At 71.4% G+C, this 24,876-nt stretch carries 21 protein-coding genes, 1 tRNA gene and 1 pseudogene; 11 read left to right on the top strand and 12 right to left on the bottom strand.

All coding sequences use genetic code 11. From position 1 onward, the window contains the following. Positions 1-145 precede the first annotated feature (145 nt). The 3 genes from pfkB to IE244_RS12510 all read right to left on the bottom strand — a co-directional run bounded on the left by pfkB (position 146) and on the right by IE244_RS12510 (position 3,610). The gene (gene pfkB, locus IE244_RS12520; protein ID WP_191873457.1) at positions 146-1,093 is read right to left on the bottom strand and encodes a 1-phosphofructokinase; all 948 of its coding nucleotides are present in this window, start codon (positions 1,091-1,093) and stop codon (positions 146-148) included. Further along, entirely contained in the window at positions 1,090-1,851 is a 762-nt protein-coding gene (locus tag IE244_RS12515; RefSeq protein WP_191873708.1) for a DeoR/GlpR family DNA-binding transcription regulator, read from the bottom strand. Before IE244_RS12515 ends, pfkB begins: the two co-directional genes overlap by 4 nt. Before the next feature lie 232 nt (positions 1,852-2,083). Then, entirely contained in the window at positions 2,084-3,610 is a 1,527-nt protein-coding gene (locus tag IE244_RS12510) for an MFS transporter (RefSeq protein ID WP_191873455.1), read from the bottom strand. A gap of 62 nt (positions 3,611-3,672) precedes the next feature. Between IE244_RS12510 and IE244_RS12505 the strand changes: the two genes are divergently transcribed. Continuing rightward, on the top strand, positions 3,673-4,662 hold the full coding sequence (locus IE244_RS12505; RefSeq protein WP_191873453.1) for a helix-turn-helix transcriptional regulator: 990 nt from the start codon (positions 3,673-3,675) through the stop codon (positions 4,660-4,662). Between the two features lie 477 nt (positions 4,663-5,139). On the opposite strand, the pseudogene IE244_RS42970 reads toward IE244_RS12505, so the two are convergent. Both IE244_RS42970 and IE244_RS12495 read right to left on the bottom strand, forming a co-directional pair. Further along, positions 5,140-5,532, bottom strand: a pseudogene (locus IE244_RS42970) (TetR/AcrR family transcriptional regulator); the annotation flags it as partial. A gap of 714 nt (positions 5,533-6,246) precedes the next feature. After that, complete coding sequence (locus IE244_RS12495; RefSeq protein ID WP_191873451.1) at positions 6,247-7,245, bottom strand: sigma-70 family RNA polymerase sigma factor; 999 nt, start codon at positions 7,243-7,245, stop codon at positions 6,247-6,249. A gap of 193 nt (positions 7,246-7,438) precedes the next feature. Here IE244_RS12495 and IE244_RS12490 point away from each other — a divergent pair, with 193 nt between their 5' ends. Next, positions 7,439-7,969, top strand: a complete 531-nt coding sequence (locus IE244_RS12490; protein WP_191873449.1) for a GNAT family N-acetyltransferase — start codon at positions 7,439-7,441, stop codon at positions 7,967-7,969. 13 nt (positions 7,970-7,982) lie between these two features. Here IE244_RS12490 and IE244_RS12485 read toward each other — a convergent pair whose 3' ends face one another. Beyond that, positions 7,983-8,795, bottom strand: coding sequence for a dioxygenase family protein (locus IE244_RS12485; RefSeq protein WP_373305739.1), 813 nt, complete (start codon positions 8,793-8,795; stop codon positions 7,983-7,985). Between the two features lie 164 nt (positions 8,796-8,959). Between IE244_RS12485 and IE244_RS12480 the strand changes: the two genes are divergently transcribed. Next, a complete protein-coding gene (locus IE244_RS12480) occupies positions 8,960-9,469 on the top strand; it encodes a MarR family winged helix-turn-helix transcriptional regulator (protein ID WP_191873447.1) in 510 nt (169 codons plus the stop codon). A gap of 57 nt (positions 9,470-9,526) precedes the next feature. Here the strand turns inward: IE244_RS12480 and IE244_RS12475 are convergent, their stop codons facing one another. Together IE244_RS12475 and IE244_RS12470 are read right to left on the bottom strand one after the other, a co-directional pair. Continuing rightward, positions 9,527-11,071, bottom strand: coding sequence for an MFS transporter (locus IE244_RS12475; protein ID WP_191873445.1), 1,545 nt, complete (start codon positions 11,069-11,071; stop codon positions 9,527-9,529). A 137-nt stretch (positions 11,072-11,208) separates the two neighbouring features. Further along, positions 11,209-11,856, bottom strand: a complete 648-nt coding sequence (locus IE244_RS12470; RefSeq protein ID WP_191873443.1) for a TetR/AcrR family transcriptional regulator — start codon at positions 11,854-11,856, stop codon at positions 11,209-11,211. Between the two features lie 469 nt (positions 11,857-12,325). On the opposite strand from IE244_RS12470, the gene IE244_RS12465 reads away from it, so the two are divergent. The 3 genes from IE244_RS12465 (at position 12,326) to IE244_RS12455 (ending at position 15,517) form a co-directional block, all read left to right on the top strand. Beyond that, positions 12,326-13,561: a M6 family metalloprotease domain-containing protein gene (locus IE244_RS12465; RefSeq protein WP_229854067.1), complete on the top strand. Its 1,236-nt coding sequence runs from the start codon at positions 12,326-12,328 to the stop codon at positions 13,559-13,561. A gap of 153 nt (positions 13,562-13,714) precedes the next feature. After that, positions 13,715-15,337 carry an IclR family transcriptional regulator domain-containing protein gene (locus tag IE244_RS12460; RefSeq protein WP_191873439.1) on the top strand — a complete coding sequence of 541 codons (1,623 nt, stop codon included), beginning with the start codon at positions 13,715-13,717 and terminating at the stop codon, positions 15,335-15,337. 107 nt (positions 15,338-15,444) lie between these two features. Beyond that, positions 15,445-15,517, top strand: a tRNA-Arg gene (locus tag IE244_RS12455). 47 nt (positions 15,518-15,564) lie between these two features. On the opposite strand, the gene IE244_RS12450 is transcribed toward IE244_RS12455, so the two are convergent. Together IE244_RS12450 and IE244_RS12445 are read right to left on the bottom strand one after the other, a co-directional pair. Then, positions 15,565-17,226: a site-specific integrase gene (locus tag IE244_RS12450; protein ID WP_191873437.1), complete on the bottom strand. Its 1,662-nt coding sequence runs from the start codon at positions 17,224-17,226 to the stop codon at positions 15,565-15,567. Continuing rightward, on the bottom strand, positions 17,223-17,909 hold the full coding sequence (locus tag IE244_RS12445) for a helix-turn-helix domain-containing protein (protein WP_191873435.1): 687 nt from the start codon (positions 17,907-17,909) through the stop codon (positions 17,223-17,225). Before IE244_RS12445 ends, IE244_RS12450 begins: the two co-directional genes overlap by 4 nt. Positions 17,910-18,005: 96 nt before the next feature. On the opposite strand from IE244_RS12445, the gene IE244_RS12440 reads away from it, so the two are divergent. From IE244_RS12440 to IE244_RS12420, 5 genes are all read left to right on the top strand, one after another. Then, the gene (locus IE244_RS12440; protein ID WP_191873433.1) at positions 18,006-18,245 is read left to right on the top strand and encodes a hypothetical protein; all 240 of its coding nucleotides are present in this window, start codon (positions 18,006-18,008) and stop codon (positions 18,243-18,245) included. Positions 18,246-18,509: 264 nt separating this feature from the next. Continuing rightward, the gene (locus IE244_RS12435; protein ID WP_191873431.1) at positions 18,510-19,772 is read left to right on the top strand and encodes a DUF3631 domain-containing protein; all 1,263 of its coding nucleotides are present in this window, start codon (positions 18,510-18,512) and stop codon (positions 19,770-19,772) included. Between the two features lie 431 nt (positions 19,773-20,203). Next, a complete protein-coding gene (locus tag IE244_RS12430; protein WP_191873429.1) occupies positions 20,204-21,001 on the top strand; it encodes a DUF2637 domain-containing protein in 798 nt (265 codons plus the stop codon). A 346-nt stretch (positions 21,002-21,347) separates the two neighbouring features. Beyond that, positions 21,348-21,908 carry a MobC family plasmid mobilization relaxosome protein gene (locus IE244_RS12425; protein WP_191873427.1) on the top strand — a complete coding sequence of 187 codons (561 nt, stop codon included), beginning with the start codon at positions 21,348-21,350 and terminating at the stop codon, positions 21,906-21,908. After that, positions 21,905-23,620: a relaxase/mobilization nuclease domain-containing protein gene (locus IE244_RS12420; RefSeq protein WP_191873425.1), complete on the top strand. Its 1,716-nt coding sequence runs from the start codon at positions 21,905-21,907 to the stop codon at positions 23,618-23,620. Before IE244_RS12425 ends, IE244_RS12420 begins: the two co-directional genes overlap by 4 nt. Positions 23,621-23,769: 149 nt before the next feature. On the opposite strand, the gene IE244_RS12415 is transcribed toward IE244_RS12420, so the two are convergent. Further along, positions 23,770-24,159: a TIR domain-containing protein gene (locus IE244_RS12415; protein WP_191873423.1), complete on the bottom strand. Its 390-nt coding sequence runs from the start codon at positions 24,157-24,159 to the stop codon at positions 23,770-23,772. A gap of 110 nt (positions 24,160-24,269) precedes the next feature. Further along, the gene (locus IE244_RS12410) at positions 24,270-24,848 is read right to left on the bottom strand and encodes an HAD domain-containing protein (protein WP_191873421.1); all 579 of its coding nucleotides are present in this window, start codon (positions 24,846-24,848) and stop codon (positions 24,270-24,272) included. Positions 24,849-24,876 lie beyond the last annotated feature (28 nt).

Raw genomic sequence — 24,876 nt, 5'->3', positions numbered from 1 at the left:
CGTATCGCCCGGGGGGAGGGGTGGGCGGGGTGGGGGACGAGGGTGCTGCTGTGGGGGGAGGCGGTGGGGACGGTGGCCGTGGTGGGTGACGGGGAGTCCCGCCAGAGCCGGGCCGCAGCGGCCGTACGGCGGCGGACCGGGGCGTTCATGACGCCGGCTCCGTCAGTTCGCGGTCGAGCGGGATCTCGGCCGTGACGGTCACCGCCGCCGGGTCCAGGTCGGCGGGGGTCGGCATGACGCTGCCGGGGAGCTGGACGGCGGCGGCGCCGTGGGCGACGGCGGAGGCGAGGGCGCCGGGCCCGGTGCCGCCGGCGATCAGGAAGCCGGCGAGGGAGGAGTCACCGGCGCCGACGTTGCTGCGGACGGTGTCCACGCGCGCGGTGGCGAACCAGGCGCCGGCTTTCTCCACGAGGAGCTGCCCGTCGGCGCCCAGGCTCGCGAGCACGGCGCGTGCGCCCATGCCCCGCACCTCCTCGGCGGCCTTCAGCGCGTCACCCACGGTCGCCAGGGGGCGTCCGACGGCTTGCGCGAGCTCCTCGGCGTTGGGCTTCACCACGTCCGGCCGCGCGCGCAGCGCTTCCAGCAGCGGCCGCCCCGAGGTGTCCAGCGCGATGCGCGCTCCCCCGGCGTGCGCCCGCGTGACGACATCGGCGTACCAGGAGGGCGCAAGCCCCAGGGGCAGGCTGCCGCAGCACGCGATCCAGTCGGCGTCCCGCGACTGCTCGCGGACGGTGTCCAGGAGGAGTTCCTGTTCGGCCCGGGAGAGTTCGGGGCCGGGCGCGTTGATCTTCGTCAGCACCCCGTCCGCCTCGGCGAGCGCGATGTTGGAACGGGTGGCTCCGGTGATCGGGACGGGCGCGACCTCGATGCCCTGCGCGTCGAGCAGGTCGGCGACGAGCGCGCCCGGCGCACCCCCCAGGGGCAGGACGGCGACCGTGCGCCGTCCGGCGGCCGTGACGGCGCGCGAGACGTTCACGCCCTTGCCGCCCGGGTCCATGCGCTCGGTCTCGGCGCGGATGACTTCGCCGCGCTTCAGGCGCTGGACCTCGTAGGTGCGGTCGAGGGAGGGGTTGGGGGTGACGGTGAGGATCATGCGCGTACCACTTCCGTGCCGCCGCGCTCGATGACGGCCGCGTCTTCGGGGCTCAGCCCGCTGTCGGTGATCAGCAGGTCCACGTCGCTCAGGTCGCCGAAGCGGGCGAAGTGCTCCTGGCCGTGCTTGGCGGAGTCGGCCAGCAGCACCACGCGGCGGGCGGCGGCGACCGCGGCTCGCTTGACCGCGGCCTCGGCGAGGTCCGGGGTGGTCAGACCGTGCTCGGCGGAGAAGCCGTTCGCGGCCACGAACAGTACGTCGGCGCGGATCTCGCCGTAGGCACGCAGCGCCCAGGCGTCCACCGCGGCGCGCGTGCGGTGCCGTACGCGGCCGCCGACCAGGTGGAGCTGGATGCCCGGGTGGTCGGCGAGGCGGGCGGCGATGGGGAGGCTGTGTGTGACGACGGTCAGGGAGGCCTCCAGCGGGATCGCGGCGGCGAGGCGGGCGACCGTCGTACCGGCGTCGAGGATCATCGTGCCCTCGGCCGGCAGTTCGGCGAGGGCGGCCTTGGCGATGCGGTCCTTCTCGTCGGCGGCGGTGGACTCGCGCTCGCTGAGGTCGGGTTCGAAGTCGAGGCGGCCGACCGGGATGGCTCCGCCGTGCACCCGGCGGACGAGGCCGGCGCGGTCGAGGGCCTTCAGATCGCGGCGGATCGTTTCCGCGGTGACCTGGAACTCCTCGGCGAGCGACAGCACGTCCACCCGGCCGCCGTCACGTGCGAGCCGGAGGATCTCCTGCTGCCGTTCCGGTGCGTACATGTCGCTGGCCTCCGCCTCGATGTCCGATGCCCGCTGTGCGATGCCCACCGCCCGAGACCCGATGTCCGTTCATTTCCGACGGATGCCCGAACGTGTGGTTTCCCTGCGAGCGTACGCCCGGCCTTCCGGAAAGTAAACAGGTTCGGATTCCAATCGGGCATGAACGGACACATGGACGGCAGCAGGGCCCGGGCACCTGGTCGGTGCCGGGCCCTGCTGCCGTCGCGCCGGGTCAGCGCACCAGCTCAGGCTCCTTCTCCGCCTCCGGCAGGTCCGCCTCCGCCGCCCCCTCCGCATGCTGCGCCGGCCGCTTCGGCAGGGCGGACATGAGCAGGAAGATCACGCCCATGATCCCGGCGACCCACCACAGCGCGTGCTGGAAGGCGTGCACGAAGGCGAGGCCGACCCGGTCCGGGGGCGTCCGCTCGCCGATCTCGCCGAAGAACACCACGGAGACCAGCCCGAGGCCGAGCGCGTTGCCCATCTGCTGCACCGTGTTGATCAGGCCGGACGCGGAACCGGCGTGCTCACGCGGAACCTCCGAGAGCACCGCGTCGGTCAGCGGGGCGACGATCAGCCCCATCCCGACGCCCATCACGACCAGCGGCAGGGCCATCTGCCAGGAGGTGATGGACAGGCCGTAGCGGTGCGCCTCCCACAGATAGAGCAGCACGCCCGCGCCCATCACCAGCGCGCCCGCCTGCAGCACCTTCCGCCCGAACCTCGGCACCAGCTGCTGCACCGACAGGCCGGCCGCCGTGGACACCGCGAGGGAGAACGGTACGCCGGTCAGCCCGGCCCGCAGCGGCCTCCAGCCCAGGCCGATCTGCATGTACAGCGTCCAGACCAGGAAGAAGATGCCGAGCGCGACACCGAAGACGGTCTGCACGGCGATGCCGGCGGCGAAGCTCTTCACCCGGAAGAGGGACAGCTCGATGAGCGGGGAACCGTCCCTGGCCGCCTTCCGTTTCTCGTACGACACCAGCGCCGCGAAGACGACGAGCGCACCGGCCATGCAGACGTACCCCCACAGCGGCCAGCCCAGCTCCCGGCCGCGCGTGAGCGGGTAGAGCAGCATCAGCAGGCCCAGCGAGACCAGGGCGACACCGACGAGGTCCAGCTTCAGCGCCTTGGGGGCCTTCGACTCGGTGATGAAGCGGCGGCCCAGCAGCCAGGCCACGACGCCCACGGGGAGGTTGATGAGGAAGATGGGACGCCATTCCAGGCCGAACAGGTTCCACTCGGTCAGCAGGGCGCCGAGCAGCGGGCCGGAGACCGCGCCCAGACCGACGACCGCGCCGAACATGCCGAACACCTTGCCGCGTTCGTGCGCCGGGAAGGTGGCGTGCACGATCGAGAGGACCTGCGGCACCATCATCGCCGCCATGCCGCCCTGCAGGATGCGGGAGGCCACCAGCATCTCCGGGTTCGCCGCGAAGCCGCACAGCGCGGAGGCGAGGGTGAAGCCGCCGATACCGATCAGGAACAGCCGCTTGCGGCCGTGGATGTCGCCCAGACGGCCGCCGGTGATCAGACCGGCGGCGAAGGCCAGGGCGTAACCGGCGGTGATCCACTGGATCTGGCTGACCGAGGCGTTCGCGCTCCGCTCGATGGACGGGATGGCGATGTTGACGATCGTCACGTCGACCAGGTCCATGAAGGCGGCGGTCATGACGATGGCCAGGGCGAGCCAGCGGGATCGGTCGGAGGGAGGTGCGACAGGCGCCGCCGGGGCGGCCGTGGGGTCGTTCGGGGTCATGAGATGAACGTAGGCCCTTATTAGGTCAGATCATGTCCTAGTGCTGCGGCATTCTCGTATCTATGACCACGGACACTCCGGCCCGGCTCCTCCAGCTCCTCTCCCTTCTCCAGACCCCGCGGGAGTGGCCCGGTGGGGAGCTGGCCGGGCGGCTCGGGGTGTCGCGTCGAACGGTGCGGCGGGACATCGACCGGTTGCGGGAGCTGGGCTATCCGGTGCAGGCCACGAAGGGCGCGGACGGCGGGTACCGGCTGGTCGCGGGCAAGGCGATGCCTCCGCTGGTGCTGGACGACGAGGAGGCGGTGGCGATCGCGGTGGGCCTGCGGGCGGGTGCCGGTCATGCCGTGGCGGGCGTGGACGAGGCGTCCGTACGGGCCCTGGCCAAGCTGGAGCAGGTGCTGCCGGCCCGGCTGCGCCACCGGGTGTCCACGCTGCAGGCGGCGACCACACCGCTGACCATCGGGGACGGCCCGAGCATCGCGCCGGAGACGCTGACCGTGATGGCCTCGACGGTGGCGGGGCACGAGCGGCTGCGGTTCGTCTACCGCGACAAGGACGGCAGCGAGTCGCGGCGGCTGACCGAACCGCACCGGCTGGTGTCGACCGGGCGGCGGTGGTACCTCGTCGCCTACGACCTCGACCGCGCCGACTGGCGGACCTTCCGGGTGGACCGGGTGAGCGAGCCGTTCGCGACCGGAGCCCGGTTCGCGCCGCGGGAGCTGCCGACGGGCAACGCCGCCGAGTACCTGCGGCAGTCCATCCAACGGCGGCAGGAGACATATGAGTTCGCGGTGCGGTTCGCCGCGTCGGCGGAGCAGGTCTCCGCGCGGCTTCCGGCGTGGCTCGGCACACCGGAGGACGACGGTGAGGGCGGTTGTGTGCTGCGGGGCGCCTCCGGTGATTCGGTGGAGTGGCTGGCGGTGCGGCTGGCGTTGACCGACTGCGAGTTCACGGTGCACGAGCCCGCTGAACTGGTGTCCTGTGTGAGGGAGTTGGGCGCGCGACTGAGCCGGGCGGGGACGGGCGGCGCCCAGGAGGGGGCGTCAGGGTGACGACCGGTCACGCCCGCCGCTCCAGTCGAAGCCCCGCAGGGAAGCGAGGTTGCGCAGGGCCAGGGCCGCGGGGCCTTCGGGACCGGCGGGCGGGCAGGACGTGGCGGCCCAGGCCTCCACGGCCACACGGACGGCGGCACCGGCGACGGCCGCGGTGAGGCGGTGGCCGGGGGTGACCGGTACGGGGGCAGCCGCGGGACACAGGGCAACGATGCCGCCTCCCGCGCCCCCTTCGACCCGCCTGGTTCCCGCGTCCCCTCCGGCCACCGCCCCCGCGCCCTCGTCGGCTCCCGTGACTCCCGCGCCCCCTTCGACTCCCGTCGTTCCCGCACCCCCCTCGACGCCCGCGGCCCCTTCCGCTCCCTCGGCCGCTTCCGATCCTTCGGCCCCCGCGTTCCCCTCGGCGTCCTCGCCTGCCGCCGGACCGCCGGTCCCGCTCGTCTCAAGTCCACTGCCCCCCGGCCCCGTTGACACCGTGCGGGACGCCAGGATCTCGGCCAGGTTCTGTTCCGACGCCTGGCACACCTCGGCCCAGACCTTGCGCAGGGCGGGGCTGTCACCGGCCAGACGGATGAGCGTGCGGACCCATTCCCAGGACGCAGCCGAGACGGCGACGCCGGGCGTGAGGGTGTGGTGGACGGCGTGTTCCAGCGCCTCCGGTACGGTCAGCCCGTCGGGCGCCGAGCGGACCGCTTCCGTCCAGCGCTGCGCGCCCGCCGCGTAGAGGGGCGCGACCGCTTCCTCCTTGGTGGCGAAATACCGGTAGAACGTCCGCGGTGCGATGCCCGCCGCCTGCGCGATGTCCTCGGCGCGGGTCGCCCGCAGGCCCTGGCGGACGAACAGGGCGGCCGCCGCGCGGGCGATCTCCATCCGGGTCTCGGCCTTCCGGCGCTCGGTCAGCGAGAGGGGCGAGGAGGCGGAAAACGGCTGGTGGGCGGCGCTGCGGGTGGTGCTCATCCCGGCAGGCTATGCCCATGTGGCAGAATCTGCCATCCGGCGGTCCACCCCGGGGTTCAGGTACGGGGTGGGCCGCCATTCCATGAGTGCGTCACCGCTCTCCCGTCCGCGCGGACTTGAATCCCCCTCAGGCGTTCGGCGGCTGCTTGGGGCACAGGGGCGGGCCTGCCGGGCAAGGAAGAGCCGGGCTCCGGCACCCAGGGGGGATGGGTGCCGGAGCCCGGCCGGGGAAGGTCCCGGCGCCGGGGGGGATTGCGTCGGGACCTGGCTCTGTGGTGCGGTGGGGGCGCGTGGGGTCGGCCGGTCTGCGCGGTGCATGGGGAGTGCGGTTCCTGGGGCCTGGATGCTGCTGGACCCGGAAGGGTTTTTCCCGCGGACCCGGGCGTTGAAGCGAGGGGACCACGTCATGTTTGCGCCGTCTTTCGCCACCGGCGTGCGCGCCCCCTGGGCACCGTAAGCCCCCAAGACACCACCCGCCTCGGCGCACCGTGCGCCGCCCGGTGGGCCGGACGCGCGGCACGCCGGGCGGCCCCGCCGCAGCGGAGCGGCTCCGGCGCACCCGGCACCCACCCCGCTGCGGCACACGCCGCGCCCAGGCCCCGCGCACCCGGCACCCCCCGGCACCTGTTACGCCGCCGCGTCGAAGCCGGTGTCGCGGGCCAGCTTCTTCAGTTCGAGGAGGGCGTGCTTCTCGATCTGGCGGATGCGTTCGCGGGTCAGGCCGTGCTCCTTGCCGACCTCGGTCAGGGTGCGCTCGCGGCCGTCCTCGATGCCGTACCGCATCTTGATGATGGAGGCCGTGCGCTGGTCCAGGCGGCCGATCAGGTCGTCCAGTTCCTCGCTGCGCAGCAGGGTCAGGACGGACTGCTCAGGGGAGACCGCCGAGGTGTCCTCCAGGAGGTCACCGAACTGGGTCTCGCCCTCGTCGTCCACCGACATGTTCAGCGACACCGGGTCGCGGGCCCAGTCGAGGACGTCGATGACGCGCTCCGGCGTCGTGCCCAGCTCCACGGCGATCTCCGCGGGCTCCGGGTCGCGGCCGTTCTCACGGTTGAACTCGCGCTGCACGCGGCGGATACGGCCCAGCTCCTCCACCAGGTGGACGGGGAGCCGGATCGTGCGGGACTGGTCGGCGATGGAGCGGGTGATCGCCTGGCGGATCCACCAGGTGGCGTACGTCGAGAACTTGAAGCCCTTGCGGTAGTCGAACTTCTCGACCGCGCGCACCAGGCCGGCGTTGCCTTCCTGGATCAGGTCGAGCAGGGGCAGGCCGCTGCGCGGGTAGCGCCGGGCGACCGCCACGACCAGGCGGAGGTTGGAACGGATGAAGACGTCCTTGGCCCGCTCGCCGACGGCGGCCAGCGCCTCCAGTTCCTCGCGGCTGGCGTCCGTCCTGGACTCCTCCTCACCGTCGAGGACCTGCTGCGCGAAGACACCCGCCTCGATGGTCTGGGACAGCTCGACCTCCTTGGCGGCGTCGAGCAGCGGCGTACGCGCGATCTCGTCGAGGTACATGCCGACCAGGTCGCGGTCCGCGATCTCGCCGCCATGAGCGCGAACACTGCTTGCCGAGTCGGCCGTCTCGCCGGTGGCGGACTTACGACGGGCGACGGCACGGGTTGCCATGCGTGCTCCCTTGCGATGGTGGGCTGGCGGGTGGTCCTGCTGAACGCTCGGCATCGGGGGGAGTGTCACTGGGACTCTCTCCGAGTGCCCTGCATCCGTGGGAAACAACGACTGGAATCCGGACAGAATTCCCAACCCGTCCCCCAATTTTTCTGATCATGCAGTACCCTGTTCCGCCACACAGGGAGGCGAGATGCCGACGGAGCGTAGAGAGGTGCAGGTCAGGCCAGGAGTCGAGGGGGACCTCGACGCCCTCACCGCGATCTACAACCACTACGTGCGTGAGACGGCCATCACATTCGATACCGCGGTCTTCACTCCGGAAGAGCGCCGCCCTTGGCTGCTCTCCCACCCGGAAGACGGCCCGTACCGCCTGATGGTTGCCACGGAAGGCGATCCGGAGGGCGATTCACAGCGCGTTCTGGGATACGTCACATCCAGCCCTTACCGGCCGAAGCCCGCGTACGCCACGTCCGTGGAGGTTTCGGTGTACGTCGCCCCGGACGCGGGGCGGCGCGGCGTCGGCACGCTGCTCTACGACGCCCTGTTCAAGGCACTGGCCGAGGAGGACGTCCACCGCGCCTACGCCGGGATCGCCCAGCCCAACGAGGCCTCCGGCCGGCTGCACGCCCGTTTCGGCTTCCGGCACGTCGGCACGTACCGCGAGGTCGGCCGCAAGTTCGGCCGCTACTGGGACGTCGCCTGGTACGAGAAGGACCTGTGACCGGGGCCGCGGCTCAGCCGAACTGCACCGACCGCTTCGCCATCCCCATCCAGAACCCGTCGATCACCGACTTCTGCGCGTCCAGCTCCCCGCCCGCCTCGGCCGCGCCCATGGTGACGAACAGCGGGGCGAAGTGTTCCGTGCGCGGGTGGGCGTAGCGGCCGGCCGGGGCCTTGTTCAGGAAGTCCAGCAAGGCGTCCCAGTCGCGGGCCTGAAGCGCGCGGCGGCCCCAGTCGTCGAACTCCGAGGACCAGCTGGGCACGCCGCCGCCGGTGTGCCGCAGGGCGGCGAGGTTGTGGGTGAAGAAGCCGGAGCCGACGATCAGCACGCCCTCGTCGCGCAGGGGCGCGAGCCTGCGGCCGATGTCCATGAGGCGGACCGGGTCGAGGGTGGGCATGGAGATCTGCAGGACGGGGATGTCGGCGGCCGGGAACATCTCGACGAGGGGGACGTAGGCGCCGTGGTCGAGGCCGCGGTCGGGAATGTCCTGGACGGGGGTGCCGGGGGCGCGCAGCAGCCCGCGGACGGATGCGGCCAGCTCGGGTGCGCCGGGGGCGTCGTACCGGACCCGGTAGTAGTGCTCGGGGAAGCCCCAGAAGTCGTGGACGAGGGGGACGGTGTCCACCGCGCCCAGCGCGAGCGGGGCCTCCTCCCAGTGGGCGGAGACCATGAGGATCGCCCGGGGCCGGGGCAGGCCGGCGGACCAGGCGGCGAGCTGGCCGGGCCAGACGGGGTCGTCGGCGAGCGGCGGGGCGCCGTGGCTGAGGTACAGGGCGGGCATGCGCTCCGGCCCGGCGGCGGGCTTCTCCTGTGCGGTGGTGGACATGACGGCGGCTCCCGTGGACGCAGGCGCCGGCGAGCGCACATCGGCGCTCGCGAGCAGCCAGTTGCAAGATGCGAGATGCGAGTTGCTTTAACTCTCAAGCTCTACGCCCGACGATACGCCCGACTTGTTCAAGTTTCAAGGAGCGGACTCGTACAGTGGGACACATGAACACGGCATCCGACTCCGCCGCACAGCCCCGCTGGCTCACCGACGAGGAACAGCGCGTCTGGCGTGCCTACCTGCACGCCACCACCCTGCTGGAGGACCACCTCGACCGGCAGCTGCAGCGCGACGCGGGCATGCCGCACATCTACTACGGCCTTCTCGTCGGCCTCGCCGAGGCCCCGCGTCGCCGGCTGCGGATGACCGAGCTGGCGATGCAGGCCAAGATCACCCGCTCGCGGCTGTCGCACGCGATCGCGCGGCTGGAGAAGAACGGCTGGGTGCGCCGTGAGGACTGCCCCTCGGACAAGCGGGGTCAGTTCGCGGTGCTCACCGAGGCGGGGGCCGAGGTGCTGGGGCGTTCCGCGCCCGGCCATGTGGCCGCCGTACGGCAGGCGATGTTCGACCGGCTCAGCCCCGAACAGCAGAAGACCCTCGGCGAGATCATGCAGATCATCGCCGAGGGCCTTCAGCCCAACGAAGCGGGTGCGGACCTTCCCTGGCTCCGCTGAGCGGACCTTCCCGGGCCCCGCCGGGCGGACCTTTTCCGGCTCCGCCGAGGGGGCACCTCAGTGCGCCACCACCGGCACCGGCACCTCGTCCTCGACGCTCCCGGCACCCTCACCGGAGGCCACCGTGGTGGAGCCGGGCCGGCCGGCGTTGACGAAGGTGAAGGCGATCAGGGCGGCGAGCCCGAGGATGCCGACGGCGAACCAGATCGCGGTGCTGTAGCCGTGCACCATGCCCTGGAGCCCGACCAGCTGCTGCTGCGGCTTCGTGGTGGCGCCGGCGATGTGGTCCTTGACGTACGAGGTCGTCGCGGACGCGGCGATGGTGTTCAGCAGGGCGGTGCCGATCGCGCCGCCCACCTGCTGCGAGGTGTTGACCATCGCGGAGGCGACACCGGCGTCGCGAGGCTGGACGCCCTGGGTGGCCAGGGACATGGCCGGCATGAACGCCGTACCCATGCCGAGGCCGAGCAGCACCATCGCGGGCAGCAGCTGGGTGCCGTACGCGGAGTCGATCTTCAGCTGGGTCAGCACCAGCATGCCGAGCGAGGCGACCAGGAAGCCGGGGCCCATCAGGAAGCGGGCCGGGATCCGGGTCATCAGCCGTGTGCCGATCTGGGTGGAACCGGTGATCATGCCGGCCACCATCGGCAGGAACGCGAAGCCGGTCTTGACCGGCGAGTAGCCCTTCACGACCTGCAGGTAGTAGGTCAGGAAGAGGAACAGGCCGAACATGCCGATGATCGCGAGGCCGAGGGAGAGGTAGATCCCGCCGCGGTTGCGGTCGGTCACCACGCGCAGCGGCAGCAGCGGGGCCTTGACCCGGGACTCGACCCACGCGAAGGCGCCGAGCAGCACCGCGGACGCGACGAACATGGAGATGGTGACCGCGTCGCTCCAGCCGTCCGACTCGGCGCGGGTGAAGCCGTAGACGAGGGCGACCAGGCCGAGGGTGGACAGGATCACGCCGGGGATGTCGAGCGGGGAGCGGTTGCGGCCGCCCTCGGGCTCACGGATGACGAAGTAGGCGCCGGCCGCGGCGACGATGGCGAAGGGGATGTTCACGAAGAAGGTCCAGCGCCAGTTCAGGTACTCGGTGAGGAAACCGCCGAGGATCAGGCCGACGGCACCGCCGCCGCCGGCGATGGCGCCGTAGATGCCGAACGCCTTGGCGCGTTCCTTGGCGTCGGTGAACATCACGGCGAGCAGCGACAGCGCGGCCGGGGCGAGCAGCGCGCCGAAGACACCCTGCAGGGCACGGGCGCCGAACATCATCGCGCCGGTCGTGGCGGCGCCGCCGAGCGCGGAGGCGAGGGCGAAGCCGGCCAGGCCGGTGACGAAGGCGCGCTTGCGGCCCCACTTGTCGGCGATACGGCCGCCGAACAGCAGCAGGCCGCCGAAGGCGAGGGCGTAGGCCGTGACGACCCACTGCCGGTTGCCGTCGGATATGCCGAGGTCCGTCTGCGCGGACGGCAGAGCGATGTTCACGATGGTGGCGTCGAGGACGACCATCAACTGGGCCAGCGCGATGAAGACGAGCGCCTTCCAGCGGTTGGCGTCGCCGGTCAGGCCGGCGCCGGGAGCCTTGCGGGCTGTGTCGGACATGGAGGTACCCACTTCGGGACTTCGTGACGGAAAAATGCCGAGAAAAGGGCCGCGGTGAGGAAGGCCGTAGCGGGGAGGAGCGCGGCTGCTGCTACGTGCCGTAGGGATGGACTGGGATCGGGAGCCGAACTAATCGGTCAGCACGCGCGCAGCTCCTTGATGGTGACGGCCGTGCCCGGCAGGACGGAACGGGCGGGCGCCCGCAGGCCGTCGAGGAACAGCTGGAGGTGGCGGTGCACGAAACGGTCGCCGTGGAGGCAGTCCGTGCCGGCCGGGGGCCGGCTCAGCTGGGCCACGACGATCAGCAGATCGCCGACGCCGACGTCGGGCCGCAGCTGTCCGGCCGCCTTGGCCCGGCCCATGACCTCCTCCACGAGCTGTTCGATGCGCTCGCGGGAGGCTTCCAGGTCGGGGTGGTGCTGGTCGAACGTGCTGGAGATCATCGGGCACAGCGCGCTGATCCGCTCGTCGGCGGCGGCGTGCACGAAGTGTTCCAGCGCGGCGAAGGCGTCCCCGGTCTCGGCGAGGGCCACCTCGGCCGCCTCGGCCGTCCGGTCCATGACGGAGCAGACGACCTCGCGGACGAGGGCCTCGCGGTCGGGGAAGTTGCGGTACACCGTGGCGTTGCCGACGCCGGCCCGGCGGGCGATCTCGTCGAGCGGCACGTCCAAGCCGTGCTCGACGAACATCTCCCGGGCGGCGGTGACGATCCGCTCCCGGTTGCGCAGGGCGTCGGCGCGGGGCCGGTGCACCTTGCGCGATGCGGGGGTGGTCGCGGTCGACACGGTGGACTCCTTTGAAGCGAGGGGGCGAAGCACGGGGTGCCTCGCCGGCGATCCGGGGAGGGAGTCCCCGTTTCGCTCGGACACAGGGCTAAACGGGGAAACGGTCCCCGGTTATTTCCCGCCCGCGCGAAGAATCACTGTGACCTGAGCCACACCCGCCGCCACACTCCTCACCGGCCCGGATTCACCCCCGTGCGGACCGGCATTCCCACGATCGGTCTCCTCCAGCGCGCGGCCCCCACCCCGGCGACACAGGGTGAGCGCAAGGGTGCAGCCGGAGACCGGCGGCTGCCGTGGAGCGAAGGGCCCATGCATGCAGCCGGAGCCGCCCCACCGCATATCCCTTCCCCACGGGCGCCTCCCCGCAGGAGGCCACACCCCCGCCCGCCCCCGCGGCGGCGGTTCCCCCCAGGGCGGCCGGGGCCGCGAAGGCCGCGGCCGCACCCGCCGCCGCATACGCCCGCGCCGGGTGGCCACCCTGGCCGCGGTGACCGCACTGACCCTCGCGGTCAGCACCTCGGCCGGGACCGGACACCTGACGGCGCCCACCACCGCAGGGCCCACCGGCATGGCCCGCTCCGCCGCCCTCGCCCCCTGCACCGTCCACGGCGGCCGCGACGTGCAGATGACCGAGGGCCTGCCCACCCCGCACGGCTACGCCCGCTCCACGGGCACGGTCCACGCCCTGACCCTGATGGTCGACTTCTCCGACGCGCCCGGGCAGGGCAGCGCCATGGACCGCTTCCACGAGTTCTTCCCGCGGACCCAGGAGTGGTTCCGCACCGCGTCGTACGGCCGCCTGGACTACCGGCCCGAGACGCCGATCACCGCATGGCTGCGGATGCCCAAACCCTTCAAGGAGTACGGCATAGAGCGCGGCTCCCCCTTCGATCCCGGCTACCGGCAGCTCGTACAGGACATCGTGGACGCGGCCGACCCGGCCGTGGACTTCCGCTCGTACGACCTCCTCAACGTCCTGATCTCCCCCAACGCCGGCCCCTCCGCACTGGACACCGTCCTGTCCGTGACCTTCGCCGGCAACATCGACGCCCCGGTCGCCGACGGCGTCCCCATCGCCAACGCGTCCTTCGTCTACTCCCGCCAGGACGACGGCTCCGGCTCCTACGACCGCACCGGCTACCGCGTGCTGCCGCACGAGAACGGCCACACCTTCGGCCTGCCCGACCTGTACACGCAGGAGGGCGGGAGCGCGGTCGGGCACTGGGACATCATGAGCGAGGACTGGGGGGCCGGAAACGACCTGTTGGCCTGGCACAAGTGGAAGCTGGGCTGGCTGGACAGCTCCCAGGTGAGCTGCGCGGCGGCCCGGGGGAGCACCGAGTACCTGCTGACGCCGCTGTACAAGCCCGGCGGCGGGAAGCTGGTCCTCGTCCCCGTCGACGCGCACAGCTCCTACGCGCTGGAGGTGCGCGAGCAGGGCGGCAACGACGAGGCGATCTGCCGGCCGGGGCTGCTGATCTACAAGGTCGACGGCACCATCGACACCGGACGCGGTCCCGTCCGGGTCTACGACAGCCACCCCGGCAGCGGCGGCTGCACCCGCAGCCCCAACGTCCAGGCGGAACTCTCCGACGCCCCCTTCTCCCCCGGCAGCACCTTCAAGGACCCCCGCCACGGCGTCACCGTGCGGGTGATCGGCACGGACGAGGACGGCGCCTACCGGATCCGGGTCACGCGGTCGTAGGGAACCTCGGGGGGATGCGGGGGCACTTCAGGGGAATGCGGGGGCCGTTCGGGCAAGTGGCGGCCGGCCGTCGGGGCAGGTGAGGGCCGTTCGGGCGAGGGGAGCCGGGCGGGGTCTACCTTGGGCGTGCCCGTATGCCGTACCGGAGAGCCGATGCCCGCGAAGACCGCACTGGATGCCGACGCCCGCGGCGGTACGGGGGAAGCGGTGGGGCCGTTGCTGCGCGGGGTCGGTGTGCTGCGGCGGCTGACCGAGGCGGGCGGCACGCTGAGTCCGAGCGCGCTGGAGCGGACCACCGGGCTCGCCCGGTCCACGGTCGACCGGATCACCGCCACGCTGGCCCGCATGGGCTACGTCCGCCTCGACGGCCGGGACGTCGTCCTCACCCCCGGCGTGATGGAGCTGGGAAACGCCTACCTGGCCGCCCTCCGCCTGCCCGCGCTGCTCGGCGCCCGCGCCGACGCGCTCGCCGACGAGCTGGACGACGAGCTGGACGAGTCGGTGTCGCTCGCGGTCGCCGACCTCGACGGCATCCGCTTCGTCCACCAGGCCACCCGCCGCCGCGCGATGTCCGTCAGCTTCCGCATCGGCGACCTCCTCCCGGCCGAACGCACCGCGCCCGGCCCGCTGTTCGCGACCGAGTGGACCCCGCGGGAATGGACCCGCTGGCACGCCCGCCGGGCGGCCGACCCGGCGGACACGGCGTTCCCCGCCGTACCGCCCGGCCCGGTGCCCACCGGCGACTCCGCCTTCCCGGCACGGGTGGAGCGGGCGCGCCGGGACGGCTGGGCGGTGGACGACCAGCTGATCGAACCGGGCCTGGTCGCGGTGTCCGTACCGGTGCGGGATCCGGCCACCGGCCGTCCGGCCTGCGTGGCGAGCGTGGTCAGCCATACGAGCCGACACTCCGCGGCCGGCCTGCGCGGCAGCCTCCTGCCCCGGCTTCGTACGGCCGCGGCGGCGATGGAGTGCGACCTGCGCACCGCTCCCCCGCCGCGGCCCGGCCCACCGCCCGCGGGCCTCGCGAGCTGGACCACGGCGTCCAAGCACGAGCTGGGCCGGGACTTCGTGGAGTCCCTGGCCCGCGGTCTGACCGTGCCGGCCGCGTACGGCGAGGGCCGCTCGGCGCTGTCCCTGACCGAGGTGGCACGGGCGACCGGCCTGGCCCGGGCCACGGCGCGCCGCGCGCTGCTCACCCACGAACACCTCGGCCTGGTGCTGGCGCACCCCGACCGCACCTTCACCCTCACCCCGCGCGTCCTGGACCTCGGCTTCCCGCCACTGTCCCGCAGCACCCTCCCGCGCCTGGCCGAACCACATCTGCGGGCCCTCGCGGACCGGTTGCAGGAACCGACGGCGCTGGCGGTGCTGACGGCCGACGGCACCGAGATCCAGTACACCGCCGGAGCGGACACGCGCCGGGTGCTGACCGTGCACATCGCGGTCGGCGCCCGCCTGCCCGCCGCCGCGACCTCCCTGGGCCGCGTCCTCCTGGCGGACACCGCCTCCCCCCTCCCCCCGGCCCTCGCCCAGGTCCGCGACCAGGGCTACGCCCTGGTCGACGAGGAGCTGGAGTCGGGCCTGCGGTCCCTCGCCGTACCGGTACGGGACCGGTCCGGCAGGGCGGTCACCGCGCTGAACGTCGCCACCCATACGGCCCGGCGCAGCCTGCGGGACTGCCTCCAGGACGTCCTCCCCGCCCTCCGCGCAACCGCCGACCGCATCCAGACGGACCTCCACACCGCCTCCCGCTTCGGCCGCGTCCCTCCGTCCTGAACCCCCCTCCCCCACTCCCCTGCTCCCCGCAAGCCCCGACCCGCCGTGCCACGACGAGCCACCCGCTACACTGTCGGCGGTGGCCTCGTCGCCACTGATCGAGCAATGCCTTCGTAGCTCAGGGGATAGAGCACCGCTCTCCTAAAGCGGGTGTCGCAGGTTCGAATCCTGCCGGGGGCACAACGCGTTACCGCTCTGACCTGGGGTTTCTTCCCCAGAGAGGGGTCCTATTCGGCCTCGGGCATCTCGTCCGGGGCCGTTTGCGTGAGCGGTGCGTGAGCGGACGGGGTGCCAGACCCCGAGATTTCTTCGGACGGATCAACACCGTTTGGCACGTTCGCCTCCGGCTCTCCGGCCTTGTGCTTGGCTTCCGGAGCGTCGTCCTTGGAGGCGGCGCGGGCGCGCGGTACGAGCCGGGCTGCGGCCTCGGCGATCGCCAGGTCCGCTTCGGGGAGCAGGCTCGTGTAGGTATCGGCCGTGATGGTGATCGAGGAGTGGCCGAGCATCTCCTGGATGTCCTTCAGGTCGGCCCCGGCCGCGTGAGCCAGCGTCGCGGCACCGTGGCGCAGGTCGTGGAGCCGGACCGGTGGGAGGCCGATCTCTTCGTACAGCTCGACGAACCGCCGTGTGACGTTGGCGGGGTGGAGCATCTCGCCATTCTCCTTGGTGAAGACGCGGCCGGTCTCCACCCAGGCGCTCTTCCACTCCTCGCGGTCCTTGTCCTGCTGGGCGCGGTGCCGCTTGAGAGCCTGGACCGTGTCGGAGTCGAGCGCGATGGTCCGCGCGCCGGCATCGGTCTTGGGATCGTCCTCGTACACCTCCCAGCCGTCCACGACGAGTTGCTTGGCGACGGTGATGAGGCCGGCGTCAAGGTGAGTGTCGGTCCACTTCTGCCCGCACGCCTCGCCTCGTCGCAGCCCTCGGAATGCGATCAGGTGGAACAGCGCGTACAGGCGGTCCTCCGCGACGTGGTCGAGGAAGAGGCCGGTGTGCTCCGGCGTCCAGACCATCACCGGCGACGGCTTCTCGCCGGTGCGCTTCCAGTGGAGGATGCGTTCGTCCGTCCACACCAGCGCCTTGGGCCGCTTGCCCGCCTCCAACTCGACGTGGGCCGCCGGGTTGAAGGTGATGAGCTGCTGGGCGATCGCGGCGTTCAGGGCGGCACGCAGGGTGGAGCGTACGCGCTGGCGGGTAGCCGGGCCCACGATGCGGCGGTAGGGCTCCATCTCCTCGATCGCCGCCTTCATCGCCTTGCGTCGAGCGCGGTGCTCCCGGCCCTTCCAGGGGATCTGGGCCAGGTCTTCGAACGCCTTGCGCCGTGCGGCGTTGCCTTCGGCGATCTCGACGTTGGCCTCGGCGATGGCCTCGAACATCTCCGTGAGGTGGGTGACCCGGAGGCGGTCGAGCCGCAGGTGCCCGATCCGCGGTTTGAGGTGAACCCTGATGTTGCTCTCGTCGCGGCTGATAGCGCTCTGCCGCCCCTTTTTGCCCGCCAGCCACATGTCCAGCCATTCACCGACGGTGAGACGGCTGGTCAGGTCCAGGCCGTGGCTGAGGCGCCTGTGGGTCGCCTCGATGCCCGGCAGCGGCGCCTTCTCCTCAGCCACCTTCTCCAGCAGCTCGGCGATCTGGGCCAGACCCTCGCCGTCGTCGGAGTCGGCGAGGCCGAGCAGGGCACGGACGTGGTCAAGGTCGGTCTGGGCGGCCTTGAGGCTGTCGTAGCCGGCGCGACTGAAGGAGCGGCGGGTGCCGTCCTCGCGGGGCGGGAGCTCCTGGCGTATGGAGTACGAGCCGTGCTTGCGGCTGGAGAGCTTAGGGCATTTCTTACCGAGCGGCTTGCCCGTGTGGGGGTCACGGCAGTAGCAGCGGCGATGGGTGGAGCCCTTCAAGGGCGTTCCTCCGGGGTGGTGTCGGTATTGGGTTCGGGCGGGTCTACGTCGCCCAGGGCGGGTGGCAGATGGGGCAGGGTGGCCCCGTCCTCGCGGAGCTCGCGGCGGAGGTAGCGGAGCCTGTACTTGGCGGAGATGGCCTGGTCGGCGTACTTGGCCCGCTGGCGCTCGGCCTCTTCAATTTCGGCGCGGCTGGTGGCCGTCTTGGCCGCGAACCGGGCCTGTTCTTCCTCTTCGAGGGCAGCGAGAGCGGTACGGACGAGGCTGGCGTGCAGTTCGAAGTCGGGGACCAGGCCCGCGTCGTAGCCGGGTACTTCCTCCTCGCCGGTGAAGCGGCGTAGGGCGTCCCAGGTGGGCACGAGATGCTGCAACGGCAGTTCCTGGGTCTCCTCGACGTAGCCGACCGGGAAGATCAGGCAGACCGGGTAAGTCTCCAGGGCGGCGGCCAGGACCATCACGTCCACGAGGGGGAGGTTCGCCCGGCGGCCGGACTCCATGTTGGCAATCACGTTGCGCGGGATGGGGTGCCCGAGTTGCTCGCACCGATCCGCCAGATCCTGCGCACTCCACCTCATCTCCTTCCTTCTGCGCCGGACTTCGCCGGCGACGTTGGCCTTGATCCGGTCCGCCCACTCGGGGACGTCGTCCTCGTCACTTCCATCATCGAAACCACGTTGTGTCATGAAGACACATTAGCTTGGCCATCCTGGTTTGTAGACGCCTGGAGCCGGACGTGATGACCGCGTTCGCCGAGGGCTGCACGAAGAGGGACGCACTACATGCGTGACGACGCGACGGCCAAAGACTCGAAGGGCTCGAAGGGGATGAGCCGGGAAGAGGTACTCGCCCTTCCCGTGGCAGTTGACCTGGACACGAGCAATCGAGCACTTGGGCTCGGCCGGAGCAAGGGCTATGAGTTGGCGAAGCGGGGCGCCTACCCGTGCAAGGTGCTGCGCCTGGGCAACGCCTACCGGGTGGTGACCGCGGACTTGTTGGAGCTGCTCGGGCTGGCGGCGTGAAGAGGCGGGAGCGTAGCAGACGGTTCTGCGCTGAGCTGACACAGAAACGCTGGACTGTTGCCGGGGGCGGACGTACTGTCCGTGTTCCCTCGGGGAACCGAGCGAGTGTCCCGACTCGGGACACAGCGCGTGTTCAGTCTCTGAAACGCAGCGAGCCTCCGGCGCGGCAACGCCGGAGGCTCGGGAATCCCCGTCGCCCGTCTCCAACGAACGATCCGCGCCGCTGGGCCTGCATGCCCGGCGGCGCAGAAGAGGAGCCACCTGGTGCAACCTGAGAACCCCGCGCCCTATTCCACCCCCGAACCCCCTGCCACCGCATGGCCGCCGGTCGCGGTACCGGGCAAGCCCGGCCAGGGCGAACCCGAGCCGACTGCGCCGGTCGAGGCGGTCGAGACTCCGGCACCGGATCCGGAGCCGACCGCCGGCTCGGCGCTGCTGGACGAACTGCGTGCGCAGATAGCGAAGTTCGTGATCCTGCCCTCGCCGGAGGCGCTGGATGCGGTGACGCTGTGGGTGGCGGCCACGCATCTGCAGCCAGCCTGGCAGCACGCGCCGCGGCTGGCGGTGGTGGGTCCGGCGAAGCGGTGCGGCAAGTCGCGGCTGCTGGACGTACTGACCGAGACGGTCCACGAGCCGATGCTCACCATCAACACCACACCGGCCGCGGTGTTCCGGTCGATCACCGAGGAGCCGCCCACGCTCCTGGTGGACGAGGCGGACACCATCTTCGGCACGCCGAAGATGGCGGAGAAGAACGAGGAGATGCGCGGCCTGCTCAACGCCGGCCACCAGCGCAACCGCTACGTCACGCGGGTGGTCGGCAACGACCACACCCCGCACCGGTTCGCCACCTTCGCCATGGCGGCCCTCGCCGGGATCGGTGACCTGCCCGACACGATCATGGATCGAGCTGTGGTGATCCGTATGCGCCGCCGGGCGGAGGGCGAGCGCGTCAAGCCCTTCCGCTCCCGACGCGACATCCCCGCTCTGCACGACCTGCGCGACCGGATCGCTGCATGGGCAAGGCCGCTGCTGGATGAGGCAGCGGACCTGGAGCCGGACATGCCGGTGGAGGACCGGGCCGCCGACACCTGGGAGCCATTGGTCATCATCGCGGACCTGGCCGCCGGATCCTGGCCCCGTCGCGCCCGCGAGGCGTGCGCACGGATGGTCGCCGCAGAGGTCGAGGCAGAGGAGGACCGGCCCGGCGGAGCCCGAATCCTCGCCGACATCCGCAGGGTGTTCGTAGCCCAGCGCGAGCCCGACAGCCTTACCACGGACGAACTACTCCACCAGCTCCGGCAGGATGCCGAGAGCCCCTGGGCGGAGTGGGGACGCAACGGGCTGAACGCCAAGGACCTGGCAGCGATGCTCCGAGAGTTCGATATCAGGCCCGGCAACGTTCGCCTCCCCGACGGAACCCAGCGCAAGGGCTACATGCGCAACAAGTTCCTCGACCCCTGGCGGCGCTACTGCCCCACTGTCCACCCAGTGGACACCGAGCCTGCCGCCCTCAGCACTGACTGACCCCCGCATCCCCCGGTGGGCGTCCCTGCCGTCCCTGCCGTGATTCCGCAGGTCAAACGGCATGCAGACAAGACGGCAACCGAGGACAAGACGGCAAGGTGATCATCGTGATCGCTGCCGCCGGGAGGACGCAGCCCGGACCCGTCTTGTGCCGTCCCACGCGTCCTCGCCGTATCACCGCAGGTCACAGCCCCGCCGAGCAGGACAGCACAACGTAGCAGTGCCGTCCGGCTCGGCCGGGGACACGACGAGACGCCGCCGGTACGGCACATCCACGCCCCTGCCGTACCGGCCCTGACCTGCGCTTGCAACGGCTAAGACGGCAAGACGGATCACACCGCCAAACCCCAGGAGCACCCCGCTTGACCCTCCCCACCCCCACACGCACAACCACCCGTCGGGGGCACCGCCCCGACGGAGGACGGCTGTCGATGACCAAGCAGGACATCGAGCGGTACACGCTCGGTGCGGCCGGGGTCGTCATCGTCGCCCTCACCATCAGCGGATTCTGGCTGTCGTACGCACACCTCGCCGAGGTCGCCGGACAGCACGGGCTGCGCAGCTCTCCCACCCGCCGCTGGGCCTGGCCGGCGACCCTGGACGCCTTCATCGTCGCGGGCGAACTGCTCATGCTCCGCGCGGGCCTGCGCAGAGTGACCGACAAGTGGGCGATCTCCCTGACGGCCACCGGATCGGTCGGCTCCATCGCGCTCAACGTTGCCGGAGTCAACGGCACCGGCAGCGCGGGCACCGTGCCGCTGCTCGACTACATGGTCGCCGCGGTCCCCCCGACCGCCGCACTGCTGGCCTTCGGCGTCCTGATGCGGCAGATCCACCAGCTCGTCGACCAGCCTGCGGGCCATCCGGAACCCGCATCGGCTCCGGTGCCAGAACCACCGGTCACCGTCCCCGCCACGTTCGCCGAGCCACCGGCCGAACCCGCCCAGCCCGTGCCTCCGACCGCCGTGGCCGCCCAGCCGACGGAACCGCCTTCCGAGGTTGCGGAGAACAGGCCGCGCGGTGGCCGTCCGCCCAGCGCCACGCTTGACGAACTCGTGGAGATCGGCCGGATCGCCCTCGCCGAACACGGCACGCTCACCCGGTCACTGCTCCGAAAGGCCGTCAAGGCCAAGGGGCTGACGATCAGCAGCGAGCGGCAGACCGACGTGATGACCACCCTCCGGCCCGAAATCGCAGCCGCCGCCGAGACCGGTCCGGACAGCGACTGACCGGAATCCCTACAGGGTGACCGGAACTCCTCCGGTCACCCCGGCCAGTCGGCCACCCGTCTCACTCACCGCCCGCTTCTCCACATCTGCGGACGACGCGGTGACCGCCCCCACTCCGCCGCCCCCTCCTGCGGAACTGCCCGCCTTCCCCACCTCTCCTGGAGCACCGCCCGTGACGCACGACCCGCACCGCCCCGAAGACACTCACGACGTGCCGATACCGCTGACGAAGTCCCCTACGCTGATGAACCGTCTGCGGCGTGCGTTCGGACGGGTGGCCCCCGGCGGAGCCAGTAGTACCCCGAGTCCGACTCAAGGCCGGTCTTCGGGGGTCTCCGCCCCGGGGGTGGCGGAGACGGCCCAGCGCCAGGGGGCGCAGGACCAGGAGGGCGGGGCCGAAGGCAGCCCCGACCCGGACTCGCTCCATGCCGCCCAGCGCGAAGTCCTTCGCCCCGTCCGTGCCGCCGAGACCACAGTCGGCGAGCCCGCCGTGCAGAAAGTGCAGCCCACGATCCGCCGCTTCACCGGCACCAAGCGCGTCGTCCGAGTGGGCCCCCTGCGCTTCACCGGCGACGAGCACACCCAGCTTCAGGAGGCAGCGACCCAGCACGGCTACAAGGGCGAGTCCGGTTTCGCCGCCGACATCGTCCTCGCCTTCCTCGCCGGCCGGTTCACCGCCAACCTGCCCCTGTCCGAGGACCGCCGCCGCACCCACGTCTTCCGCGCTCAGGTCCTGCGCCAGCTCAACCGGATCGGCGTCAACGTCAACCAGATCGCCCGTGCCCTCAACAGCGACCAGGCCCCGTCCGACATTCGCGAGCGCCTGGCCGAGCTCCACGACCTGCTGGAGCTGATCGCCGAGGCCCTGCGCCAGCCCACCGATCCGGAGACGGAGGCAGCCGCGTGATCGCCGCCATCAAACCGGCCGGGTCCAACACCCGTGGTCTGCTCGCCTACCTCTACGGTCCCGGACGCCACGACGAACACCTCGACCCGCACATCGTGGCCGGATTCGCCATGCTCGGCAGGCCCGACCCCGGCCGCGATGAGAACGCCACGCTCACCGAACTCGCCCGCCATCTCGACGCGCCCGTACGCCTGCGCAACAGCGAGTTCGGCAAGCCGGTCACCGACCATGTCTGGCACTGCCCCGTCCGCGCCGCGCCCGAGGACCGCTACCTCTCCGACGCCGAGTGGGCCGAGATCGCCCAGCGCATCGTCCAGGCCGCCGGCATCGCCCCCGCCGACGACGACCTGGCCTGCCGCTGGGTCGCCGTACGCCACGCCGACGACCACATCCACATCCTCGCCACCAACGTCCGCGAAGACGGCCGCCGCCCCAAACTCCACGACAGCGGCCTGCGCGTCGGCGACGCCTGCCGCGAGATCGAGAAGGACTACGGGCTGCGTCGGCTGAAGAAGGGCGACCGCACCGGTGTGCGCCGGCCCACCCAGGCCGAGATGCACAAGGCCGAACGCCTCGGCTGGGAACAGACCAGCCCCGAGTGGCTCCAGGACCGCATCCGCGCCGCCATCCCCCACGTGACAGGCGCCGAAGAATTCATCGCCTACCTCGAAGCCGACGGCATCGAGGTCAAGACCCGACGCGGCCCGTCAGGAGACCTCCTCGGTTACGCCGCCGGCCGCCCCGGCGACCTCAACGAGAACGGTGAGCAAATCTTCCACCCCGGAGGCAAGATCGCTCCCGACCTCTCCCTGCCCAAGATCAAGGCCCGCCTCGAATCCAGCCAGCCCGAAGAGCACCCCACCGCCCGCCGCAACCGCTCCAGCACCCCTTGGCACCAGGCCACCGACGCGCTCGACACCCTCCACGCAGACCTCGCCGACGACACCCGCGCCCAGGCCCACATCGCAGCCCTCGGCGAACTGATTGAAGCCACCGCCCAGAAGGCACCCGCCAACCTGCGTGCCGAACTCCTGGCTGCATCCAAGGCGTTCAGTCGAGCCCAGCGCTCCCGGATTCGCGCCGAGGACCGCGCCGCCCACGCCCTGCGCCTCGCGGCCCGCGACATCGTTTACACCGCCACCGGCCCCGACGGCAGCGCGCTGGCCGCACTGCTCGCCGGTTTCGTCTGGGCCGCCATCGTCGCCGGACGTTGGCACGAAGCAAAGAACCACGCCCACCAAGCCGAAGCGGCCCACCAGGCAGTCCAGCACCTCCGGACCGCCGCCGACCACGCCCTCACCCCCACGCTCACCGAACTCGAAGCCTGGCCCCCAAGGGCACAAGCGTGTGGCGTCCTGGCCAGCGACGTACGAGCGGCAGTCCCCGTCCACGCCGAGCGGATCCTCACCGACCCGGCCTGGCCTGCACTCGCCACCGTTCTCGCCGACGCCGAAGCCCGCGGCCATCAGCCCCACCAGCTCCTCAAGGATGCCGCCGCAGAGCGAGAACTGACCACCGCCCGCCAACCCGCCCGCGTCCTCATCGCCCGCATTCAGCACACCGGCCGAAACCCGGCACCCAACCGCCGAGCCGAGGCAGCCCGCCGACGCTCGACCATCGCTGGCTCGGTCCCCGCCCAGCAGGGCCCCAGCCCCCAGACCACGGCTGCGGCAACGATGCCTATCGGACAGCGGCACCGACAGCGTCGCTAGGGGTCGACACGGCCTGCGGTCTACCGCCATAGCCGTCAGTCTGATGCCCTCGCTCCCTGCTAGTGACGAGGGCATCAGCGATTCCCGGGTCTTGCCGCCCTCGGTGATCAATTCCAAGGGGTGCCTGCGGAGGGTGCGGGGGCGGGCGGTCAGGCGGCGGGGTCGACTTCGGGGTGTGTGAACCGCACGGGCTTGCCCAGCGACCGGGCGTAGGCGATTTCGGCTCGGGTGCTGTCTCCGATGTAGTCGCCGACTACGAGCACCTCATCAGCGAGCCGGATCTTCGCTCGGTGCAGATCGTCAAGTCGAACCTTCAGCGCCTCGGCCTCGACAGGATCGGACCAAAGTTCGTGCGGCGACTTCATGTCGCAACCCGGCTTGACGACAATCTTTCCAGCTTTCGTCTCCCGCAGATCGGCCTCGGTCATCTCGGTCATGAAACGGGTGGAGCCGCAGATCGCGACGATACGCGGGAGGCTCAGCTGCTTCTTCGCGTCGGCGAGTTTCCCCTCGGGGGTGAGCGGTTGCGGGTATGTCATTGGTTCCTCCTGGTGGTGTGTTCCAAGGGGTGCCTGCGGAGACGAGCGACGACCGACGACATGCTTTAAGGAGCATCGCCTACGATCACTGACCCCTTGGAATAGGTCGTCTAGGCGACCCTCGCTTCACATGAGACACCTGGGGCATCAGCCCGTGCGACGGGCAACAGGGCCGCACGAGCCAAGACCTCGACCAAGTGCTCTGCCAGGAGCCCGACGTGCGGGTCCGGCTGGACGAGGGCGGTGACATGGCCACGGGCGGTGCGCTCCCTGGCCCATTCGTGGTCGAGGTTGGCGAAGTCGTCGTCGATCCAGATGGCGGGCGCGTCGCCGAGCCAGGCGTCGAGGTGGTCGCGTTTCCACAGGTAGCCGTTGGGGTGGCTGGTCGTGATCTGCGGACGTGGCAGCTCGACGTGTGGCAGGGGCGGGAGGCCGAGGAGCGGGCCGATGAGCGTGGTGGCGTCCTGGCGCCAGCTGGTGCACCAGACGGGGGTGACCAGGCCGGTTCGGATCACGTGCATGAGCAGGGGACCGTGGGCTGGGTTGAGCCAGATGGTGACTGGGTTGTCGGCGGTTCGGCCGGTGGGTACGACGTCGTGGCGGGTGTGGGTCTCGGGGCCGGCTCCTTCCGCGTCCGGGAAGGGGATGAGGACGCCGTCGATGTCGAGAAGCAGGTAGGGCGGGCGCATCGGGTTCTCCCAGGGGGGCAGGGGCTGG

Origin of the sequence: Streptomyces filipinensis (genome assembly GCF_014649495.1) — a bacterium.
Taxonomy (GTDB): Bacteria; Actinomycetota; Actinomycetes; order Streptomycetales; family Streptomycetaceae; genus Streptomyces; species Streptomyces filipinensis.
This window is presented reverse-complemented; position numbering and strand designations above follow the sequence as displayed.